Here is a 19663-nt window from a genome sequence, read left to right on the forward strand (position 1 = left end):
TGAAAGGTAATGCGAATGCCATTGTGAACGCTAACATTACCGTTGGTCAAGTGCCGTGGATCACGAAATGGTTGCAGCCTTCCAGCACCCTTGAGGGTATTGACTTGAAACGTTGTTAGCGTTCACAATTGGCGCTCCAGCCGGAAGCCCGAAAGCCGGGATGCAGGAAACAGAAAAGCCCGGCACCGCCTTGTGGGCAGTGCCGGGCTGACGCCCCAGCCTGGTTTCTGAAGTCAGAGGCGGGTGTCGAACGAATCGCAGAACACGTTCTGGTTGAACGTTCCCTGGAACCCGGACTTGCCTTGGATCTTTTGGATGGTTGCGCGGATGGCCTCGCGGGTGGCTGCGTGCGCATGGATGGCCGTCTTGACCATGGGCACGTCGATCAGGTGGTTCGGCTGGTTCAGGGAAACAAACACCGTGGGAACTTCCGTGGCGTACCAGGGAATTTCGGCGGCCATGGGCGAGGACCACTTGATCCTGATGGAAGCCTCCTGCGCGAAACCCTTCACGTTGGCGAACACGAAGGCGGCGTCATACCGTTCCGCATAGTCCCCCGTAGCTTCCTCGGACACGACCCTCATGAAGTTCACGCCGGTCTCCCCCGCGGCTTCGCGCTGCTCGGCGGTCTTGAACACGCTGGCCTCAAAACCTGCCGCTTCCAGCTCTTCCCGGACAATGTCCAGGTAGGCCAGGGGATCCGCACGGGTAAAGTCGGCGCCGCCCGAGATTCCGTAGAGACGGATCCGCTGATGCGTTTCAGGCGTGATGGGCAAGTTGGCTGCGGTGTCCTTGACCAGCGTCACGGTCTTGTCAGCAATGTCCGAGGCAATAGCCCGATGAGCCTCACTGCCGATAACAGCCAAGGCCCCAGCCGCCGGAACCAACGATTCCCGGGAAGCACGGTGCAGCCCCAGGCTGGCTTTCAACCCAAGAATCCGCCGCACAGCATCCTGCAAACGTCCCTCACTGATGATCCCGGACTTGTAGCCATCCAGCATGTAGCCGAAGTCCTCCTCCGGATTCCGGAAGAACAGGAACATGTCGCAGCCGGCCGCGATGGTGGCGGGAACCAGGTCGCGCCGCTTCATGGTTTGCGTCAGGCCAACCATCAAGGAAGCATCCGTGAGGACCAGCCCGTTGAAGCCAAGCTCACCCCGGAGCAGGTCCTGCAACAACTCAGGCGCCAGCGTCGCGGGGCGAATCTCAGCATCCGTCAAACCCGACCGGAAATGCCGGGACACCTCAGGCGCTCCGATGTGGCCCACCATGATGGACTGCACGCCGTGCCCGATCATTTCGCGGTACACATGCCCATAGCTGGCATTCCACTCCTGGTAGCCAAGGGTGTTGTAGGAGGTCACCACATGCTGATCGCGCTCATCAATGCCATCGCCGGGAAAGTGCTTCATGGCGCAAACCGTGGGCGATTCGCTGATGCCGTCGAAGTACTCCTTGGCCCGTTCCACCACGATCTCGGGAGTGTTGCCGAAGGCCCGTGTGGAGATGACCGTGTTCCGCCAGTTGTAGTGGATGTCCACGATAGGCGCGAAGGCCCAGTTGCAGCCCAGTGCAGCAGTTTCGACACCGGCCACCTGCCCCATCTGCCGCGCAATGGACTTATCCGGATGCGAACCTGCCTGGAGATGCGTGGACACGAACGTGCCGTCGTCGCAGCTGCCCGCCCCACCCATCTCGGGATTGGACGCGATCAGGAGCGGGATTCGCGTTTTGGACTGCGCGTAGCGAATGTGCTCCTGCACCGCCGCCGAAGGGCCGGGCCGGTACCGCATGCCGCCCACATGGAAGTTCTCCAGAATGTCATCCAGGTACGCCGGGGAGTAGTCATTGTTGTGGTTGATGAACAGCTGGCCGATCTTCTCTTCCAACGTCATGGAGCCGAGGGTGCTCTCCACCCATTCCACGGCGGCGTCATCAAGGTTGTATGGAGCCGCTTTGAGGTCCACGAGGTACGCTCCATCGGGCGCCTGGGCCGAGCCGTTCAGCCCAGCATGTACGTCCTTCACTATGTCCTCCACAGTCAGTGCAATGTCCACAACGATCCCGGCTTCGTCATCCTGCAACGGTTCCAGCGTGGCCAGTTGCGAGTCCAGCAGCGAGGCAGGCATGAAGTGTCCGGGCCGGGCAGTCATGCGCGCGTTCAGCAGCTCGCGGCTGCCGTGCAGGTGAACAAACACCACTGACGGATCGGCGCTGCGGATGATGTCCCGGTAAGAGCGTTTGAGCGCGCTGCACGCGATGACAAGGGCAGAGTTCGACGCCGGGAACCGCCTGCCGATTTCGGCCAGCCATGGTGCGCGGTCGTCGTCGTTCAGCGGCGTACCGGAGGCCATCTTGTCGATGTTCGCCTGCGGGTGCAGCGAGTCGCCGTCGAGAAATCCAGCGCCGATGCGCTCGGCGAGGGCGGCACCAACAGTGCTCTTGCCGCAACCGGCCACGCCCATCACCACGATGTGGTGACGGGGCGCAACTCCAGCGGCAGCAGCCTCACCAGTCATGAACAGTGCCGTCCACGAGGCGGTTGTAGGGCAGGTAGGCCTGCTGGTACGGGAAAGCGGCTGCGGCTTCTTCGTTGAATTCGACGCCGATGCCGGGGTTGTCGCCCGGGTGCAGGTAGCCGTCCTTGAAGGTCATGGATTGCTGGAAGACCTCGTTGGTCTTGTCCGAGTGCTGCATGTATTCCTGGATGCCGTAGTTGTGGATGGCCAGGCCGACGTGCAGCTGGGCGGCGAATCCCACCGGGGAGATGTCCGTGGGGCCGTGGAAGCCGGACTTGATCTGGTACTGCGCGGCGAAGTCCATGACCTTTTTCAGCGGTGAGATGCCGCCGAAGTGGGTGGAGGCTGCGCGGACGTAGTCGATCAGCTGTTCCTTGATGAGGGTCTGGAAGTCGAACACGGTGTTGAAGATTTCGCCGATGGCCAGCGGGGTGGTGGTGTGCTGGCGGACCAGGCGCAGCCCTTCCTGGTTCTCGGCCGGGGTGCAGTCCTCGAGCCAGAAGAGGTCGTACGGTTCCAGCGCCTTGCCCAGCTTGGCAGCCTGGATGGGGGTCATGCGGTGGTGGCCATCATGCAGCAGGGGGATTTCGGGGCCGAACTCGTTGCGTACGGCTTCAAAGACGGTGGGCAGGTGGCGAAGGTAAGCGCGGGTGTCCCAGTCTTCTTCCAGGGGGAAGTTGCCGCGGCCGGCGGGCTCGTAGTCATAGCGTTCACCCGAAGCCTGGGCCTGGGCGGCCACCCCATAGACAGCCTTGATGCCGGGGACTGCCGTTTGGATCCTGATGGACTTGTAGCCCAGCTCCAGGTGCTCCCGCACGGAGTCGAACAAGGACGGAATGTCGGCACCGGACGCGTGCCCGTAGGCGCGCAGCCCGTTCCGGGATGCACCGCCGAGCAGCTGGTACACCGGCATCCCGGCAACCTTGCCCTTGATGTCCCACAGCGCCATGTCGACGGCGGCAATGGCCGCCATGGTGACTGGGCCGCGGCGCCAGTAGGAGCTGCGGTACAGGAACTGCCAGGTGTCCTCGATCCTGTGCGGGTCCTTCCCGATCAGCAGCTGCGCCACGTGTTCTTTGAGGTACGCGGCGACGGCGAGTTCACGGCCGTTGAGGGTCGCGTCACCAATGCCTGTCACACCGTCCTCCGTGGTGATGCGCAGAGTGACGAAGTTACGGGACGGGCTGGTCACAAAGACTTCAGCGGCAATGATTTTCACAGCTTTCCTTCCGGGATGTGGCTGGTGGTTAGGTTGTTAGTTCGGATTGCCGCTGGTGGCAACCGCTTGCATGCGGGGTGCGAACGACTCGCTGAGGCGATGGACCAGCTCCACTACGGAGGGGTCCCCCGCGAGCCCTGTATCCAGCAGCGACACCAGTGCTGCTAGGCGGTCAACCCCGGCCAGCTTGTTGGCCTGCTCCACGCCTGCAGCTTGGGGATCCTGAAGGCCCGGGTTGGACTCCACATAGGCAGCCCACACGGCGATCATCCGGGCTGCGGCTTCACCACTCCGGCCGGCCTCACGCTCAGCCCGCAGCACGGGAACTGCCCGCATTCGCAATTTGGTGCTGGCGTCCATGGCAATCTGGGCCAAGTGGTGGGCGATCCGGGAGTTGCCGAAGCGCTCCAGGAGTGCGGCCCTGTACTCGGGAATGTGGAGATCGTCACCGGAGAGGTGCCTGGACGCTTCGTCCCAGAAGTCCTCCACAGCCTGCAGGCACACCGGGTCGGCCAGTGCTTCGGCCACCGTGGAGTGTCCGCGCAGCTGGCCGGCATAGGCCAGGATGGAGTGCGCGCCGTTGAGCAGCCACAGCTTGCGGTTCTCGTAAGGCTCGATCCCGCCCACAAACACAGCCCCTGCGTCTTCCCAGCGGGGTCGCCCGGCAGGGAAATCACCGCTGAGCACCCAGTTGCGGAACGGCTCGGCAACCACGGGCGCCTCATCCCGGTAGCCGCACTCGCGGGCCACCAGCGCAATGTCGTCAGGGGTGGTGCGAGGCGTAATCCGGTCAACGGAGGTGCTCACGAAGCTGACGTTCGCCTCGATCCAGGCGGCCAGGCCGCCGTCGAGGTCCCGGGCGATACCCAGCACCCCTTCCTTGGCCACGTTGCCGTTGTCCGAGAGGTTGTCGCAGGAAACGACGGCGAGGGGTCCGGCGTCGGCGTCCTTGCGTGCGGTGAGGCCCAAGACCAAGCGGCCCAACGGCGTCGTGGGTTCCTGACCAGAGACCAGCAGCCGGGCGTCGCCGGCACCGAGGCCGTACGCTGCCTCCGTGATGGTCAGGGTGACCACCGATGTCTGCGGCGCGGCGAGCAATTCAACCAGCCGGCCAATGTTGGCGCCATCCACGGCCTCCACAATGCTGCCCACAACCTCAAACGTGTCGCCCGAGTCCGAGCGCTCCACCACGGTGAACAAACCGTCCTGCGCGGCCAGGACCTCGGCTGCGTCCGGGCGTCGACCAGTGAAGGAGGCGATGCCCCACTCCCCTGCGTCGCCGGCGTGCTGGGTGAACCAGGCCTGGTGGGAACGGTGGAAGGCGCCAAGGCCCAGGTGAACGATGCGCACTGGCGCTTTGGGGCGGGGCGCAACGTCGCGGCCAAGGCGCGGAAGTCCGGCGGTCATAGCTTGAACACCCGTCGGGGCGAGGAATCGACGACGTCGAGGATCAGCTCATGCGCGCGGTCTTCAGTCACGCGGTGCTCGGCTACGAGACGCGCGAGGAAGGCGGCTTCGATCCTGCGGGAGGCGTCGTGCCGTGCCGGGATGGAGCAGAAGGCCCGGGTGTCGTCAATGAACCCCGAGGAGCGCGAGAATCCGGCGGTTTCAGTGACGGCCGAACGGAAGCGCAACATGGCGTCCGGTGCGTCGAGGAACCACCAGGGGGCACCGATGTAGACGGATGGGTAGAAGCCGGCCAGAGGCGCCAGTTCGCGGGAGAACACCGTCTCATCCAGGGTGAAGAGCACCAGGTGGAAATCCTTGGCCGTGCCGAAGTCCTGCAGCAGCGGACGGACGGCCTCGGTGTAGTTCACGGCAAACGGAATATCGTGCCCGGTGTCCGCGCCAAAGTTCTCGAAGGTGGGCCCGTGGTGGTTCCGGTACGAGCCTGGGTGGATGGTCATGACCAGTCCGTCCTCTACGGACATCCGGGCCATCTGGTACATCATGTGGGCCTCGAACGCATCGCGGTCTGCGGCCGTTGCCTTGCCGGCGCGGGCCCGTTCGAAGAGCGCTTCAGCGTCGGCAGGGTCCAGCTTGAGCGTGGCCGGGGTGCGGACGCCGTGGTCGGCGGAGACAGCGCCATGCTCCACGAAATAACGACGCCGGTTTTCCAGCGCTGCGATGTAGCCGGCGTAGCCGGTGGCGCCGTCGGCAGCGGCCTCGATGAGCCGGTCCACGTTGGAGCTCCAGCTGGGGTGGGCCACGTTCAGGTAGGCGTCCGGGCGGAAGGTGGGCAGGACGCGGCCGTTGAAGCTCGGGTCCTCGGACAGGGCTTTGTGGCTGGCCAGGTTGTCCAGGGGATCATCCGTGGTGGCCAGGACCTCGATGTTGAAGTCCTTGAAGAGTTGCCGCGGGCGGAAGTCCGGTTCCACCAGCTTGGCGGCAATGGCGTCGTAGCTTGCATCGGCAGGAAGCTCGCTGAGGTCGGCGCCGAGCTTGAAGACGTTGTCGAACTGCGTGCGCAGCCAGTATCCGGAAGCTGTTCCCTCGAACAGGGGCCAGGCCTCCACGAAGGTGCGCCAGATCTGCCGGGACTCCGGTGCGGACGCGGTGCCGGCAAGCAGCTGATCCATCGGAACACCGTTGGCGTGGATCAGGCGGGTGACGTAGTGGTCCGGGCTGACCAGGAGGGCAGCGGGATCGGGGAACGGCGTGTTCTGCTCGATGACTGCGGCGTCAACGTGGCCGTGCGGGGAAATGATGGGCAGGTCCTGGACGCGCTCCAGCAAGGACCGCGCGATGCTGCGCGTCCCGGGATCTGCGGGCAGGAGCCGGTCAGGGTGTGCTGCGATGGACTGTGACATAGATCAATCTTGGCGGCCCTGTCCAACTTTTGTCAACCGGTTGCCAAAAATTGCCAACTAGTTGCGACGGGGCTGTTCACACCACAGCAACTGTTGGGGAAACTACGCCAGCAGGCGCCCACTGGAGCCGCGCACCACGAGCTCCGTTTCCACCCGGACTGCTTCACCGGGAGCGTCATGGCCTTGGAGCATGTCCAGGAGGATGGTCACGGCGCGGGTGCCGCACTCCCCCAACGGCGAACGGACCGTAGTGAGGGCGGGAGTGGTGAAATCGGCGCCAAAGATGTCATCAAAGCCAACAATGCTGATCTGGTCCGGAACGCGCATGCCGCCGGCCTGCAGTTCCTGCATCAGGCCGATGGCCAGGAGGTCGTTGTAGGTGATCACCGCCGTCGCCCCGCTTTCCAGGACGTCGCGCGCAACCTGCCGGCCGCCGTCGACCGTTGGTTTGGACGACTCAAGGCGCACCGCGCTGAGCTTGGACCACTCGGCGGCGGCTTTGACGCCGTCCCAGCGGCGGGCCGTCATCCAGGACTGCTTGGGGCCGGCCACGTACGCGAGCTTTTCATGGCCATTGGCGGCCAGGCTGCGCACGGCCTCGCTGATGCCCTTGTTGACGTCCGGAACCACGCACGGAACGCCTTGGATCTCGCGGTTGATGACGGCGACGGGTTTGTCCGCAGCCAAAGCACGGATGTGGTCGTCGTCCATGCGCGGGCTGGCCAGGATCAGTCCGTCCACCGTGCTCAGGAGCCGGCGGGCCGCGGTCACTTCCGTTTCCGGCGACTCCGCTGACTCAGCCAGGACCAGAGTGTAGTCCCGGGCCGAACCGGTGGTTTCAGCGCCGCGGATGATGTCGAAGAACGTGGGGTTGGTGATGTCCGCAACGATCAAGCCGATGGTCTGTGTACGGCCTGTAGGCAGGGCACGTGCAAAAGGGTTCACCTGGTAGTTCAGCTCAGCGGCAGCATCCTCAATGATCTTCTGCGTCTTGGCGCTGACACGGCCGGGCTTGCTCAGGGCACGCGAGACGGTGGAGGGATTCACCCCCGCCAGCTTGGCGATGTCATAGATCGTGGCAGAAGACTTCTCCCCCCGCCCTCTTTTGGCAGGGGCGGGTGCTGCTCCGTTGCTCGTCACGTCAGTCACCGCTCCATCGTAGACCGCATGGCAACAAAAACAGGCCGGTTGCCATCCATTTGTTGGCAACCGGCCCCGCCCTCTGTGAAACGTCCCGCTTAGGATCGTTCGGCGAACTTGCCCTCTTCGGCGATTCGCTTGTTCAGTTCATGCAGGAACTCGTCCTCGTCAAAGTCCAGCGCCACTTCCTTGCCCGTCCAGGCCGAGAGGTGGATGGCGTTGGCCAAACGGACACCGTTGATGCCATCGGAGCCCGGGGCCAGCAGCGGAGTACCGTCCAGGATGTTGGCAGCAAAGTTCTCCAGGACCCCTGCATGCTGGCCGCCCCAGACGGACTCGAATTCAATGACTTCCGTGCTGTAGAGCTCTTCCCGGTTCAGCTGGCCCATGAAGAGCTTGCGGACATCGTCCATGCCCATCGAGTCGCTGATTTCCCTCTCCGGCTTGACCAGGCGGGTAACCGTGGCCACTTTGCTGTCTTCCACCACGATCTTGCCTTGGTCGCCCAGGATTTCGAACCTGTCGGTTCCCACGATGTCGTGGGTGGCCGTGACGAAAACGCCGGTGGCGCCGTCGCCATAATCCACGACGGCGGTCACTTCATCCTCGACGGCGATGTCACGGCGGAAGCCGAACGCCACCTTCGAGTACACCGACTTCGGGACGCCACAGATCCACTGCCAGAGGTCCAGCTGGTGCGGGGCCTGGTTGACCAGGACGCCGCCGCCCTCGCCGCCCCACGTGGCGCGCCATTCGCTGGAGTTGTAGTAGCCCTGCGGACGCCACCAGTTGGTGATGATCCAGTTGGTGCGGCGAATGCTGCCGATCTCGCCGTTATCGACGATCTCCTTGAGCTTCTTGTACAACGGGTTGTTGCGCTGGTTGAACATGATGCCGAAGGAGAGCTCCGGCTTGGAGGCCGCGAACTCGTTGAGCTCCTTCACCTGCTTGGTGTAAACGCCGGCAGGTTTCTCCACGAGTGCGTGGATGTTGCGCTTGAGGGTTTCTATGGCCATTTCCGGGTGGAGGAAGTGCGGCACGCAGGTGACTATCGCATCCACCGCACCGCTCTCCAGCATGGCGATGTAGTCCTCAAAGAACGGGACACCCGGGTACTGGGAGGCTGCGAGCTCCTTCTTCGCGGGATCGATGTCGCAAATAGCGGCGATCTCCATGTTCGGGACCAGCCCATCATTGATGAACCGGGCATAGGCGCCGCCCTGCTGGCCAAGGCCGATGATGCCGAGGCGTACTTTTTTGCTCATGAACGGAATCTCCTGTGTGGGAATCTAGAAAAGGTCGGCGTGGCCCATGGCCACCAGGTTGTCGTACGAGGTCTGGAGGGCATCCCACACAGTGCGTCCGTACAGTTCGTCCTGCTCCACCAGGAGGTACTGCGCGCCTGCGGCGACGGCAGCAGGAATGATCGAGGGGAAGTCCAGGTTGCCTTCGCCCACTTCGGCGAACTGCACGACGTTCCGGAACTCGGCCATGAAACCGGCGAAATCGCCCTTTTCCAAGAGCCCGAAGGATGCTTCCGGCAGTTGGCCGATCCTGTAGTCCTTCAGGTGCACCATGGCAGTCTTGCCGGCATACTTTTCCAGGGTCCGCACAGGATCCAGGCCACCACGCTGCACCCAATGGACGTCAATCTCCATGCCCATCGCCGGGGAGTTCTCCGCGATGATGTCCAGCATGTACTTGCCGTCGAACTTCGCGAACTCAATGTGGTGGTTGTGGTAGTAAAGGCTGATGCCCTGTTCCTGCAGCCGTTCCGCATAGCCGTTGGCTTGCTTGGCGAATTCAATCACTGAGTCCAGGGATTTCATGGCTCCAAAAGGAAGCATGCCGATCCGCAGCAAGGAGCTGTCCAGGCGCTTGGCGTCATCCACGATCTTGTCGAAGTTGTCCGCCAGTGATTCCACGGGCATGCCCTTGCGGCCTTCAATGTTGACCGACAGCGCCGCGATGTCCATTCCCAGTTCCGTGCGGGAGCGGTCCAGCTCGTCCACGTTCTCAGGGGTCATGGGAATCTGGGAAATTTCGACGGCGTTGTAGCCGATTGCGCTGACTTTGCGGAGCGTTTCGAACGCTCCTATGTCAGCAAAACTGTCCTTCAGCATCATGGCTTGGACGCCTATTGTGGCCACTTTTTCCTCCGGGGTTCTTGGGCCCTTCCGGACCCGGGGTCGCTGTTTGGGGTGCCTGGCTGTTCAGGCCACGGCACCTTGCTGTTCGATTTGGCTGTGCTGGTTCGCGAGCAGCCGGTGGCGGTCTGCCCGGCGTTGTTCCTGCCGGTCGGGATCGGGTACGGGCGAGGCCAGCAAGAGCCGCTGGGTGTAGGGGTGTTCGGGATCGCGGGTGACTACCTCGGCGGGGCCCTGCTCCACGATTTCGCCGTGGTACATGACGGCCACGCGGTGGCTGATGTGCCGGACCACGTCAAGATCGTGGGACACGAACAAGTACGAAACGCCGGTGTCCTTCTGGATTTGCAGGAAGAGATCCAGCACGCGGGCCTGGGTGGAGAGGTCCAGCGCACTCACCGGCTCGTCGCAAACGATCAGCTTTGGGGACAGGGCAAGCGCCCGCGCAATCGCAACGCGCTGGCGCTGGCCACCGCTGAACTCGCGCGGCAGCCGGTGGATGGCGTCGGTGGGCAGGCCCACCTGGTCCAGGAGTTCCTTGACACGCTTTTTCGCAGCGCCCGTCTCCATGCCCTGAACGCCCAGCGGCTCAGCGAGAATGTCGCCAATTTCCAGCGCCGGGTTCAGCGAGGTGTACGGGTCCTGGAAAACTACTTGCAGGTCACGGCTCAGCGTGCGGCGTTCCTTGCGGGAAGCGTTGCTGATGTCGTTGCCTTCGAAAATCACCTTGCCGGCGGTGACCGGGGCCAGGCCCAGGACGGCGCGGCCAAGCGTGGTCTTGCCCGAACCGGACTCCCCCACCAAACCCAGGGTCTCCCCCTGGCCGATGGTGATGTTGATGTCCGTCAGGGCGCGGAAAGGCTTGGCCCGGAACCGCTTGCTGGGGTACTCCACCACCAGGTTCTCCACGGACAGCAGCGGGGACTTGCCTGTTGACTCAAGAGAGGCACTCATGCGACAGGCTCCTTCTGTGCTGCTGATCCAGGCTGTGCTGCTGATCCAGGCTGTGACACAAGCATGGTCATGGGGGTCTTTCCTTCGAGCATGGACCCCAGCAGGGTCTGCGTGTAGGGCTCTTTGGGGTTCCTGAGGATCTCGCGGACCGTTCCTTCTTCCACGAGCCTGCCGTTCTGCATAACCGCTACGCGATCACAGAGATCGGCAACGACGCCGAAGTTGTGGGTCACCAGGATCACGCCGATATTCAGGCGCTGCTGCAGTTCGCGCAGCAGGTCCAGCACATCTGCCTGGACGGTGACGTCCAGCGCCGTGGTGGGTTCGTCAGCGATCACCAGGTCCGGTTCGCAGCTGATGGCACCGGCGATCAGCACACGCTGGGCCATGCCGCCGGAGACCTCATGCGGGTAGGCGTTGAAAGTGCGTTCCGGGTTGGTAATTCCGACGTCGGTGAGCAGCTTGAGCGCACGCTGGCGGGCTTCTGCCTTGGAGATTCCCAGCACGCGGACCATGGGCGTGACCAGTTGGTAGCCGATGGTGAAGGCCGGGTCCAGGTTGCTCATGGGTTCCTGCGGGATGTAGGAGATCCGCTTGCCGCGCAGTTTGGACAACCGCTCCTGGCTGACGCGGTCCTCGCCCGGCGCAACGGTGTAGTTGCCGTCGAACTGGATGGAACCGCCCACAATCCGGGCGTTGTCCGGCAGCAAGCCCAGGATGGAGAACGCGGTCTGGGACTTGCCCGAACCCGATTCCCCCACGATGCCCAGGATTTCGCCGCGGTCAACATGGAAGGAAACGTCGTCCACTACCTTCTTGATGGACCCATCTGCCTGCGGATAGCCGACGCCGAGGTTGGTCACCTTGACCAGGTGGTGTTCGGTTCCGGCGTCGACGGCGGCCACGGACTTCCGTGACTGGCGCGCCTTGGCGGGGTCCGCCGTCGTGCTTGCAGAAGAACTCGTGCTTTCTGCCGTTGCAACCGCGCGTGTTTTGCGGTGCTTGATCTTTTCGCCGTCTTCGAGGGCGTCGCGGATGGCGTTGCCCAGCAGGACCAGGCCGCCGATGGTCAGTGCCATGGCAAGTGCCGGCCAGAGCAGCAAAATCGGGGTGAGGTAGACGTTCTTGAAGCCTTCGGAGAGCATGACGCCCCACGTGGCTTTGGTGGGATCGCCCAGGCCCAGGAACTCGAGTCCGGACTGGATGGCGATGGCAACTCCGGCGATGGCGGCGGTTTGGATGATGATGGGTGCGCGGACTACGGAGAAGATGTGGCGGGCGATGATGCTGAGGTCGGACAGGCCCGAAACCCGGGCGGCGTCGACGTAGAGCTCGTTCCGGACCGACTGCACGGCGGTGCGGGTGAGCCGGAAGTAGGAAGGACTGATCAGCACACCAAAGGCGATCATGGAGATCCATACCGAGGGGCCGAAGGCTGCACGGATGGTGAGCAGGACGATCAGGCCGGGCAGGCTCATGAGGATGCTGACTACCCAGTTGGAGACGGCTTCGAATTTGCCTGCGTAATAGCCGGCGATCAGGCCTGCCGGGAGCCCGATGGCAATGGCGACGCCGGCACACAGGAGCGCGGACAACAACGTCAACTGTGCGCCGAAAAGCAGCCGGCTCCAGGTATCGCGCCCCGCGCTGTCCGTGCCCATGATGTTGACCGAATCCGGGGCAGCCAGGGTTTTGGAGATGTTGGCGAAGTTCTCTTCGAAAGGCGCGATCACCGGCGCCAGGATGGCCAGGGCCGCGATGGTCAGCAGGATCACCAGCGAAGCGATGCCCATGGGGTTCTTCAGGAGCCGGCGCATCACGGTGGACCGGACCACCGTGCCGCTCTGGCCTGATCCCTGCTTCGCCGCGAGGTCGGTACTGGCCGTTGTTACTGCAGCTGAATCTACGGAGTCGCTCATGAGACACGTACTTTCGGGTTGAGCCAACCATTGAGGATGTCCACCAGGAGGTTCACGACGATGACAACCACCACGGTGTACATCACCACTCCCATGACCACGGGAAGATCGGTTTGGGTGGTAGCGGCAACAGCCAGCGGACCCATTCCGGGGAGGGCGAAGATCTGCTCGATGATCACCACGCCTCCCAGCATGCCGATCAGCTGGAGGCTCAAGACGGTCAAGCCTGCCGGTGCGGCGCTGCGGAGCACGTGCTTGAAGAGGATTTCACGCTCTCCAATGCCTCGGCTGCGCAGCGTCCGGACGTAGTCGCGCTCGAGCTGCTTGATCACGGCGGAGCGGATCTGCTGGGCACCACCGGTCACGCCGTTGATCAGCAAGGCAATGACGGGAAGGGTCATGGAATAAACCCAGGCCTCCGGCCCCACCTCCGGGGAGATGGTGCTGGTGGCGGGGAAGAAGCCGAGCTGGATGGCCAGGATGGTTACCAGGAACACGCCGATCACGTAGCCGGGGATGGAGTCCCCCACGATCGCGCCGATCTGGACCACCCTGTCCACCCAGCCGCGCTTCACGGCTGCGGCAACACCGATCAGTGCTGCACAAATGGCGATCAGGATCATTGCGGTGAAAACCATGGTCATGGTGACCGGGATGCGGGTGGCCAGGGAGTTGGCCACCGGCTCCGAGGTGAACCAGGAGGCTCCAAGGTTGCCTGTCAGGGCGTCGCCCAACCAGGCGAAGTAGCGGACAAAGAGGGGCTGGTCGAGTCCGAGCTCCTGTTCCTTCAGGGCCACCTGTTCAGGCGTGGCCTGATCACCCAGGATGTTCTGGGCAATACTTCCGCTGGAGGTATACAGCAGGGTGAAGGTGAGGACCGAGACGACGAACAACACCACCAGACCACTGCCCAGTCTTTTCGCAATGAACTTGATCATGGGGTCCTACTTGGCGGGCGAGTAGTTGTAGATGGACGGCACGGCCTGCTGGACCTGCGGCGTGACGTTCACTTTGTCGTTGTGGTAGTACATCTGGTTCACACGGAACAGCGGGGCGAACCAGGCTTGTTCCACCACGTATTTGTTCACTTCCTGGGCCAGCTTGCCGGCATCGGCTCCACCCGTGCGCACGGCCGCGATCTTGGCCTCCAGCTCGGGGCTGGTGGTCTTGAACGGGTTGTAGAGGGCCTTGGTGGAGACGATCTGGTCGATCGCCACTGTGGGCTGTCCCTGGAAGAGGTTGTAGAAGAGTGCCGGGTACTTCTGGGCGGCAACATCGGAGGTGAAGGTGTTGGTGATTGCCGCACCCGGGTTCAGGGTGATGCCAACATCTGCCAGTTGCTGCTTCATGACCGAGATGAGGGTTTCACCACCGGGGAGGGTGGGAACGTCGATGCTGACCTTGCCCTCGAAGCCGGACTCCTTCAGGAGCTGCTTGGCCTTTTCGGGATCGTAGCTGTAGTAGTTCTCCAGCTCCTCGGTCCAGGCACCACTGTCCTTACCGAAGGGCTGCGAGGTGGGAGTGCCCTGTCCCAGCATGACCTGGTCCAGGATGGTCTTACGGTCAAAGGCGTGGTTGATGGCCTGGCGGACCTTGACGTTGGCCAGTGCCGGGTTTTTGGTACCGTCACGGTCCAGCAGAAGCAGGCCGGACCAGTCAACCTGGTTGGTTTCAAGCTTCATTTTGGCGCCCTCGGCCTGCTTGCCGTTCTTGGGATCCAGCAGGGTGGCGTCAATCTGGCCGGACACCAAGGCGTTGGTGCGGGCCGTGGGATCGAGGAGGATCTTGAGCGTGAGCTTCTTGAACTTCTGGAGGTCCTTGTTCCAGTAATCCTCGCGGGCGGTGAACACGGACTGGGAGTCCTTCACCGAGGCTGCCTTGTCCATCACGTAAGGGCCGGAACCTACGGGAACGGTCTTGATGGCGTCGGTTCCCAGTGCGGCTGGGCTTCCCATCAGGCCTGCAGCCTGGCTGAGGAAGAATTCCAGGGCGGGCTCAGGTGCGGTGAGGTTGATGTCGATCGTGTCGGCATCCACCACGGCAACGTCCGAGACTGAGCTCAGCTGGGCCATCTGCGGACCGTTGGCCTTCTTGAAGTGGTCCATGTTCGCCTTGGCCGCAGCGGCGTCGAACTTGGCTCCGTCGCTGAAAGTAACGTCCGTGCGGAGGTCAACGGTGAGCTTGGTGTTGGTGTCGTTGTACTTCCACGCGGTGGCGAGCATGGGGCTGAGCTTGCCGTCCGGTTCGCGGAGGATCAGGGAATCGTAAGCTGCCTGGTAGGGCTGGAGTGCGTGGCCGACGTGGGCCTGTGCCGGATCCCATGAGGTGAGGTCCCGAAGGGTGCCCAGGGTCAGGGCCGTGACGGTTTTGCTGCCGGCAGTGGAGCCATTTCCGGCGCCGGCACCCCCGCCACCACATGCGGTGAGCGCCAGGGAGGCGCTAAGGACGATGGCGGCTGCTGCCGCCTTGGGACCTAACTTCATTGTCGGCTCCTACTGAGTCTTTGCCTGATGCGAGTCAGAGCTTGGAGTGTGTGGCCTGGACCACATTTTTATTGGGTGTGGGATTTACAGTACGGACTTTGCCTGGTCTTGGCAACCGATTGTCAAAAGTTTCTTATATTGTTGCCAAACGTCGGGGCGGGACGTCTGGATTCATCACCGTGGTGGGGTGAAAACGGCGCGAAATCCTTGGATTTCAGGCGTTTTCACGCCGTGTTTTCTGGGTTGGCTGGGTTGGCTGCGGTTGCCTCAGCCGACCCGGTCCAGCATGTCCGGGTAGCTTTGCGCATAAATGTCCTTGATGATGCCCAAGGACTTGCCTGCCTCGGCAGGGTTGATCCAGAACTGGCCCGGCTCCCCCAGCGTTGCGTAGAAGTCGGCGATCAGCAGCTGATGGGATACGCCCCAGTACGACCTTCCGCCGGTTTCCGCCACCCGCTCCTGGATGACGTCAACCCTTCCGTCCGCATAGGTCACAGTGAGGTCGCCCCGCAGGCTGAGCGTCGCCTTCTCGGTAACGATGTCCAAGGTCACCGGAGCGTTGGCGGCGTTGGCCAGGGTCGCGTAGAAAACGCTGCGCGCACCGTTGACGTGCTCGGCAACGAACTCGGCAGTGTCTTCCACTTCGATCACTCCACCCAGCGAGCGCGTAGAGGCGTGGCCCTCCACTTTGGCTACATCACCCACCAGCCATTGGAGCAGGTCTACGGTATGGATGGCCTGGTTCATCATCAGGCCACCCCCGCCTTCAGCCCAGGTGCCGCGCCATGGGCGGCTGCGGTAGTAGCTGCCGTCCCGGTGCCACATCACGGTTGCCGAGGCGCCGACCACCCGTCCCAACGTGCCGCCGTCGAGCAGTTCATGCATTGCTTGCGACGTCGCGTTGTAGCGGTTCTGGAAGCAGACGCCGATCCTCGCCGGACTGCGTTCGGCCACCTCGACCAGCCGCCGCCCCTCCTCCAGCGTATGGGCCAGCGGCTTTTCGACGATCACGTTGACGCCGCGCTCCAGGCAGTCAGCCGCCACCGAGGCATGGAGGTGGTGCGGCGTACAGACATGGACGACGTCGGGACGCACCTTCTGGATCATGTCCAGGTAGTCCGCGTAGCCGGGGACGCCGTGGGTGGCTGCCGCCGCTTCCAGCCTTTCGGGGTCGGTGTCGCAAACGGCCACCAACTCCACGTCCCCCAACGTCGATAGTGCCTGGAAATGGACGGTCGAGATGTCACCGCAACCGATAACTGCCGCTGTAGGCATGTCCTGCTCCTTCGAAGGATGATGCTGAGTTGTTGGGGGCGGCCGTCAGGCCAGGGTCACGCCGTTCTTGCTTGCCAGGCCGGCAAAGGCCCGGGCTGCGATGCCGAACGCTACCGGGCCGGAGTATCCGCCGAGTTCGTGGGCGCTGGCCAGATGAGGCTCCAGGGACGCGAAGCCGGTGTAGCCATCGGCTGCGAGGGCAGCAATGGTGGCGTCCAGTTCGCCGTCGCCTTCGCCGGAGGGAACAACTTCGCCTGTAGTGGCGATCGCATCCTTGACCTGCAGGTATTCAAGGTAGGGGCGGAGCAGTGCATAGCCCTCGGTGTACGGCTTGACGCCTACCTGGACGAAGTTGGCGTTGTCCCAAGCGACCCGCAACGCCGGCGAACCAACTGTTTCCATGATGTCCAGGACTCGCTCAGGGGTATCGCCGTAGATGCCCTTTTCGTTTTCGTGCAGCAGAACCACGCCGCTGGCTTCTGCTTCAGAGGCCAAGGCGGTCATCCGTTCCATCACGGCATCCCGGATCTCTTCCTGGCTCTGGTCCTCACCGCGGTAGAAGGAGAAGATGCGGACGTACTTGGTGTCCAGGGCTTGGGCGACGGAGATGATCTGGCGGAGCCGGGTGAGTTCGTGCTCCACCGGCAGGCCGACGTCCACTTTGCCGATGGGGCTGGCCACGGCCGAGACCTTGAGTCCGTTCTGGTCCAGTATTTCCTTGAGCCGGTGGACAGCATCGGGCTCCAGCTCGGACACATTGGTGCCCCAGGCGCTGCGGACTTCGATGTGACCTGCGCCGAGGGCCAGCAGCACGGCGGCCTGGACAGAGGGATCTGGATCTACTTCGTCGCCGAAACCGGACAGGCTCCACACGGCTTGGGGGTGGGTCACGAATTCTCCTAGGTAGCCCGTGATGCCACCGGCCGGAGCACGGTGACGCAGTTCACAGGAGTGTCTTGTCCCCACGAGTTTAGCCATCTTGGCACGAAGTTGACAACCGATTGCCATATCCGCCCAAGCTATGGCATTCTTGACCCACGGTGTGGCAGTGGTCACAGCCGGATGATCTTTCGTCGTTCCGGAAGGAACGCCCATGTTTGCTGTTCAGAGAGGAACGCCCATGGCGACGCAACCCATGGCGACAGGCCGGCCTGCCACCATCCATGACATCGCTGCGCTGTGCGGCGTTGCGGCGTCCACTGTTTCACGGGCCCTCGCCAATCCTGAGCGCGTCAATATCCGCACCCGGGAGCGGATCCAGGCTGCCGCCGTCGAACTCAACTACACGCCGAACTCCCAGGCGAAAGCCTTGAGTTCGGGGAAGACCGGAGCTGTTGGCGTCCTGGTTCCGGATATCACCAACCCCTTCTACTTCGACCTCATCCGCGGTACCCAGTTGCAGCTCAAGGCCGCCGGTTACACGCAGTTGCTGGTGGATACCGAGGAATCGGACGAAGTTGAGGCGAGCACGCTGGAGCAGCTGCGCAAGAGTGCCGACGGCGTCATTGTGGCAGCATCGCGACTCAACGACGACTCGCTTGCCGCTGCCGCCGCCCTGATGCCGATGGTCACCGTCAACCGCGACGTCGACGGCGTCCCGGCAGTCATCATCGACACCCCCTCGGCCATGCCGCAAGCCCTGGACCACCTGATTTCCTGGGGCCACACATCCGTTGCCTATGTCTCCGGTCCGGCCGTGTCCCAGTCCAGCGCCCGGCGATGGGACGCACTCTCCGCAGCCGCGGAGGAACGCGGAGTCGAGGTCCGCCGGCTTGGACCGTTCGCGCCCAAGACCCAATCAGGCGCAGCCGCGGCCGACGCCGCCGTCCACAGCGGGGTCACGGCATGCATCGTCTTCAACGACCTCGTTGCCATTGGCATGCTGCAACGGCTCCGCGAACGCGGCCTCCGGGTGCCCGAGGACATGAGCATCGTGGGCTGTGACGACATCTTCGGGGCAGATTTCTGCAATCCGCCGCTGACCACCATGAGCTCGCCCATCGAACAGGCCGGCAGGGTGGCCGTATCCATGCTGCTGGCCCAGTTGAATCCACTCGCCGGGGGCGGGAACCGGAACCGCTCCGTCATGCCCACCCACCTCACGGTCCGGGGCTCAACGGGCCCTGCGCCCACCACTTAGGGTGAATCGCCGCCCGTCTCCTCCACCTAGGGTGAATCACCGCCTGAGCCGAATCACCAGCGCAACATGGTTGAGCGTTCGTGACACGGCTGACTAGTGTTGGACCATGCGCGAACTCCAGGAAAAGATCATTGAAGAAATGGGCGTCCAGCCCCGGATCGATCCTGCGGAGGAGATCCGGCAACGGGTTGCCTTCCTGAAGGATTACGTCAAGGCAACCGGCACCAAGGGCTTTGTCCTGGGTATCTCCGGAGGCCTTGATTCAACCCTTGCCGGGCGCCTGGCCCAGCTGGCAGTCGAGGAGCTCCAGGCCGACGGCGTGGAAGCGAACTTCGTGGCTGTCCGGCTCCCCTACGGCGTCCAGCACGACGAAGACGACGCCCAGGCCGCTCTGGACTTCATCAAAGCCAAGACTGAGTGGACCTTCAACATCGCCCCCGCCGTTGACGGTTTCGAGGACGAATTCCAGAAGACCACCGGCGCCGAAATTTCAGACTTCCACAAGGGCAACACCAAGGCCCGTGCCCGCATGATCGCGCAGTACGCTTTGGCCGGCGAACACAATTACCTGGTGATCGGTACCGATCACGGCGCCGAGTCCGTCACGGGCTTCTTCACCAAGTACGGCGACGGCGGTGCCGACATCCTTCCGCTGTTCGGCCTGAACAAGCGCCAGAACCGGACACTCCTTGCCGAATTGGGCGCTCCCGCCCGCCTGTGGCAGAAGGTTCCCACCGCCGACCTCTTGGACGACAAGCCCGGCCGCACCGACGAAGACGAGCTCGGCATCACCTACGACCAGATCGACGACTACCTCGAAGGGCGCGACGTCACCGACGGAGTGGCCGAACTCATCGAACAGAAGTACCTCCGGACGCGCCACAAGCGCACCGTGCCGGTGACCATCTTCGATACCTGGTGGAAATAAGCGCACCAAAACCCCCGCATTCAGAACTACCGCGTTCAGAACCACCGCGCTGACAAACCACGACGGCGGGTGCCGGCTTCCGTACGGAAGTCCGCACCCGCCGTCGTGCTTTAACAAACCCTCTCGCAC

General features: G+C 63.2%; 15 protein-coding genes. 2 read left to right on the forward strand and 13 right to left on the reverse strand.

The genetic code is table 11. The annotated features are described in order from the left end of the window. Window positions 1-233: 233 nt before the first annotated feature. The 13 genes from BLQ01_RS19435 to BLQ01_RS19495 form a co-directional block, all read right to left on the reverse strand. Complete coding sequence (locus BLQ01_RS19435) at window positions 234-2519, reverse strand: gluconokinase, GntK/IdnK-type (RefSeq protein ID WP_091553752.1); 2286 nt, start codon at window positions 2517-2519, stop codon at window positions 234-236. Further along, window positions 2509-3738 carry a D-mannonate dehydratase ManD gene (gene manD, locus BLQ01_RS19440; RefSeq protein WP_026542300.1) on the reverse strand — a complete coding sequence of 410 codons (1230 nt, stop codon included), beginning with the start codon at window positions 3736-3738 and terminating at the stop codon, window positions 2509-2511. Before manD ends, BLQ01_RS19435 begins: the two co-directional genes overlap by 11 nt. Before the next feature lie 36 nt (window positions 3739-3774). After that, entirely contained in the window at window positions 3775-5145 is a 1371-nt protein-coding gene (locus BLQ01_RS19445) for a mannitol dehydrogenase family protein (RefSeq protein WP_051420985.1), read from the reverse strand. Further along, complete coding sequence (gene uxaC / locus BLQ01_RS19450) at window positions 5142-6548, reverse strand: glucuronate isomerase (RefSeq protein WP_026542299.1); 1407 nt, start codon at window positions 6546-6548, stop codon at window positions 5142-5144. The genes BLQ01_RS19445 and uxaC overlap by 4 nt, the downstream gene beginning before the upstream one ends. A gap of 102 nt (window positions 6549-6650) precedes the next feature. Beyond that, window positions 6651-7697 (reverse strand): LacI family DNA-binding transcriptional regulator, encoded by a 1047-nt coding sequence (locus BLQ01_RS19455; RefSeq protein ID WP_026542298.1) that lies wholly within the window; start codon window positions 7695-7697, stop codon window positions 6651-6653. Between the two features lie 89 nt (window positions 7698-7786). Next, window positions 7787-8953 carry a Gfo/Idh/MocA family protein gene (locus BLQ01_RS19460; protein WP_091553754.1) on the reverse strand — a complete coding sequence of 389 codons (1167 nt, stop codon included), beginning with the start codon at window positions 8951-8953 and terminating at the stop codon, window positions 7787-7789. Between the two features lie 24 nt (window positions 8954-8977). Next, window positions 8978-9838: a sugar phosphate isomerase/epimerase family protein gene (locus tag BLQ01_RS19465; RefSeq protein WP_254779539.1), complete on the reverse strand. Its 861-nt coding sequence runs from the start codon at window positions 9836-9838 to the stop codon at window positions 8978-8980. 63 nt (window positions 9839-9901) lie between these two features. Beyond that, complete coding sequence (locus tag BLQ01_RS19470) at window positions 9902-10789, reverse strand: ATP-binding cassette domain-containing protein (RefSeq protein ID WP_091553756.1); 888 nt, start codon at window positions 10787-10789, stop codon at window positions 9902-9904. Beyond that, on the reverse strand, window positions 10786-12708 hold the full coding sequence (locus BLQ01_RS19475; RefSeq protein WP_026548137.1) for a dipeptide/oligopeptide/nickel ABC transporter permease/ATP-binding protein: 1923 nt from the start codon (window positions 12706-12708) through the stop codon (window positions 10786-10788). The genes BLQ01_RS19470 and BLQ01_RS19475 overlap by 4 nt, the downstream gene beginning before the upstream one ends. Then, window positions 12705-13646 carry an ABC transporter permease gene (locus BLQ01_RS19480; protein ID WP_026542293.1) on the reverse strand — a complete coding sequence of 314 codons (942 nt, stop codon included), beginning with the start codon at window positions 13644-13646 and terminating at the stop codon, window positions 12705-12707. The genes BLQ01_RS19475 and BLQ01_RS19480 overlap by 4 nt, the downstream gene beginning before the upstream one ends. A 6-nt stretch (window positions 13647-13652) precedes the next feature. Continuing rightward, window positions 13653-15191 (reverse strand): ABC transporter substrate-binding protein, encoded by a 1539-nt coding sequence (locus BLQ01_RS19485; RefSeq protein WP_026548138.1) that lies wholly within the window; start codon window positions 15189-15191, stop codon window positions 13653-13655. A 267-nt stretch (window positions 15192-15458) separates the two neighbouring features. Then, window positions 15459-16466: a Gfo/Idh/MocA family protein gene (locus BLQ01_RS19490; RefSeq protein WP_091553759.1), complete on the reverse strand. Its 1008-nt coding sequence runs from the start codon at window positions 16464-16466 to the stop codon at window positions 15459-15461. Between the two features lie 45 nt (window positions 16467-16511). Continuing rightward, window positions 16512-17357: a sugar phosphate isomerase/epimerase family protein gene (locus BLQ01_RS19495; RefSeq protein WP_254779540.1), complete on the reverse strand. Its 846-nt coding sequence runs from the start codon at window positions 17355-17357 to the stop codon at window positions 16512-16514. A 229-nt stretch (window positions 17358-17586) separates the two neighbouring features. Here BLQ01_RS19495 and BLQ01_RS19500 point away from each other — a divergent pair, with 229 nt between their 5' ends. Next, window positions 17587-18606 carry a LacI family DNA-binding transcriptional regulator gene (locus BLQ01_RS19500; protein WP_091553761.1) on the forward strand — a complete coding sequence of 340 codons (1020 nt, stop codon included), beginning with the start codon at window positions 17587-17589 and terminating at the stop codon, window positions 18604-18606. Window positions 18607-18712: 106 nt separating this feature from the next. After that, the gene (nadE, locus tag BLQ01_RS19505) at window positions 18713-19534 is read left to right on the forward strand and encodes an ammonia-dependent NAD(+) synthetase (protein ID WP_026548142.1); all 822 of its coding nucleotides are present in this window, start codon (window positions 18713-18715) and stop codon (window positions 19532-19534) included. Window positions 19535-19663 lie beyond the last annotated feature (129 nt).

The sequence above is a fragment of the Arthrobacter sp. UNCCL28 genome (genome assembly GCF_900102805.1).
Lineage (GTDB): Bacteria > Actinomycetota > Actinomycetes > Actinomycetales > Micrococcaceae > Arthrobacter > Arthrobacter nicotinovorans_A.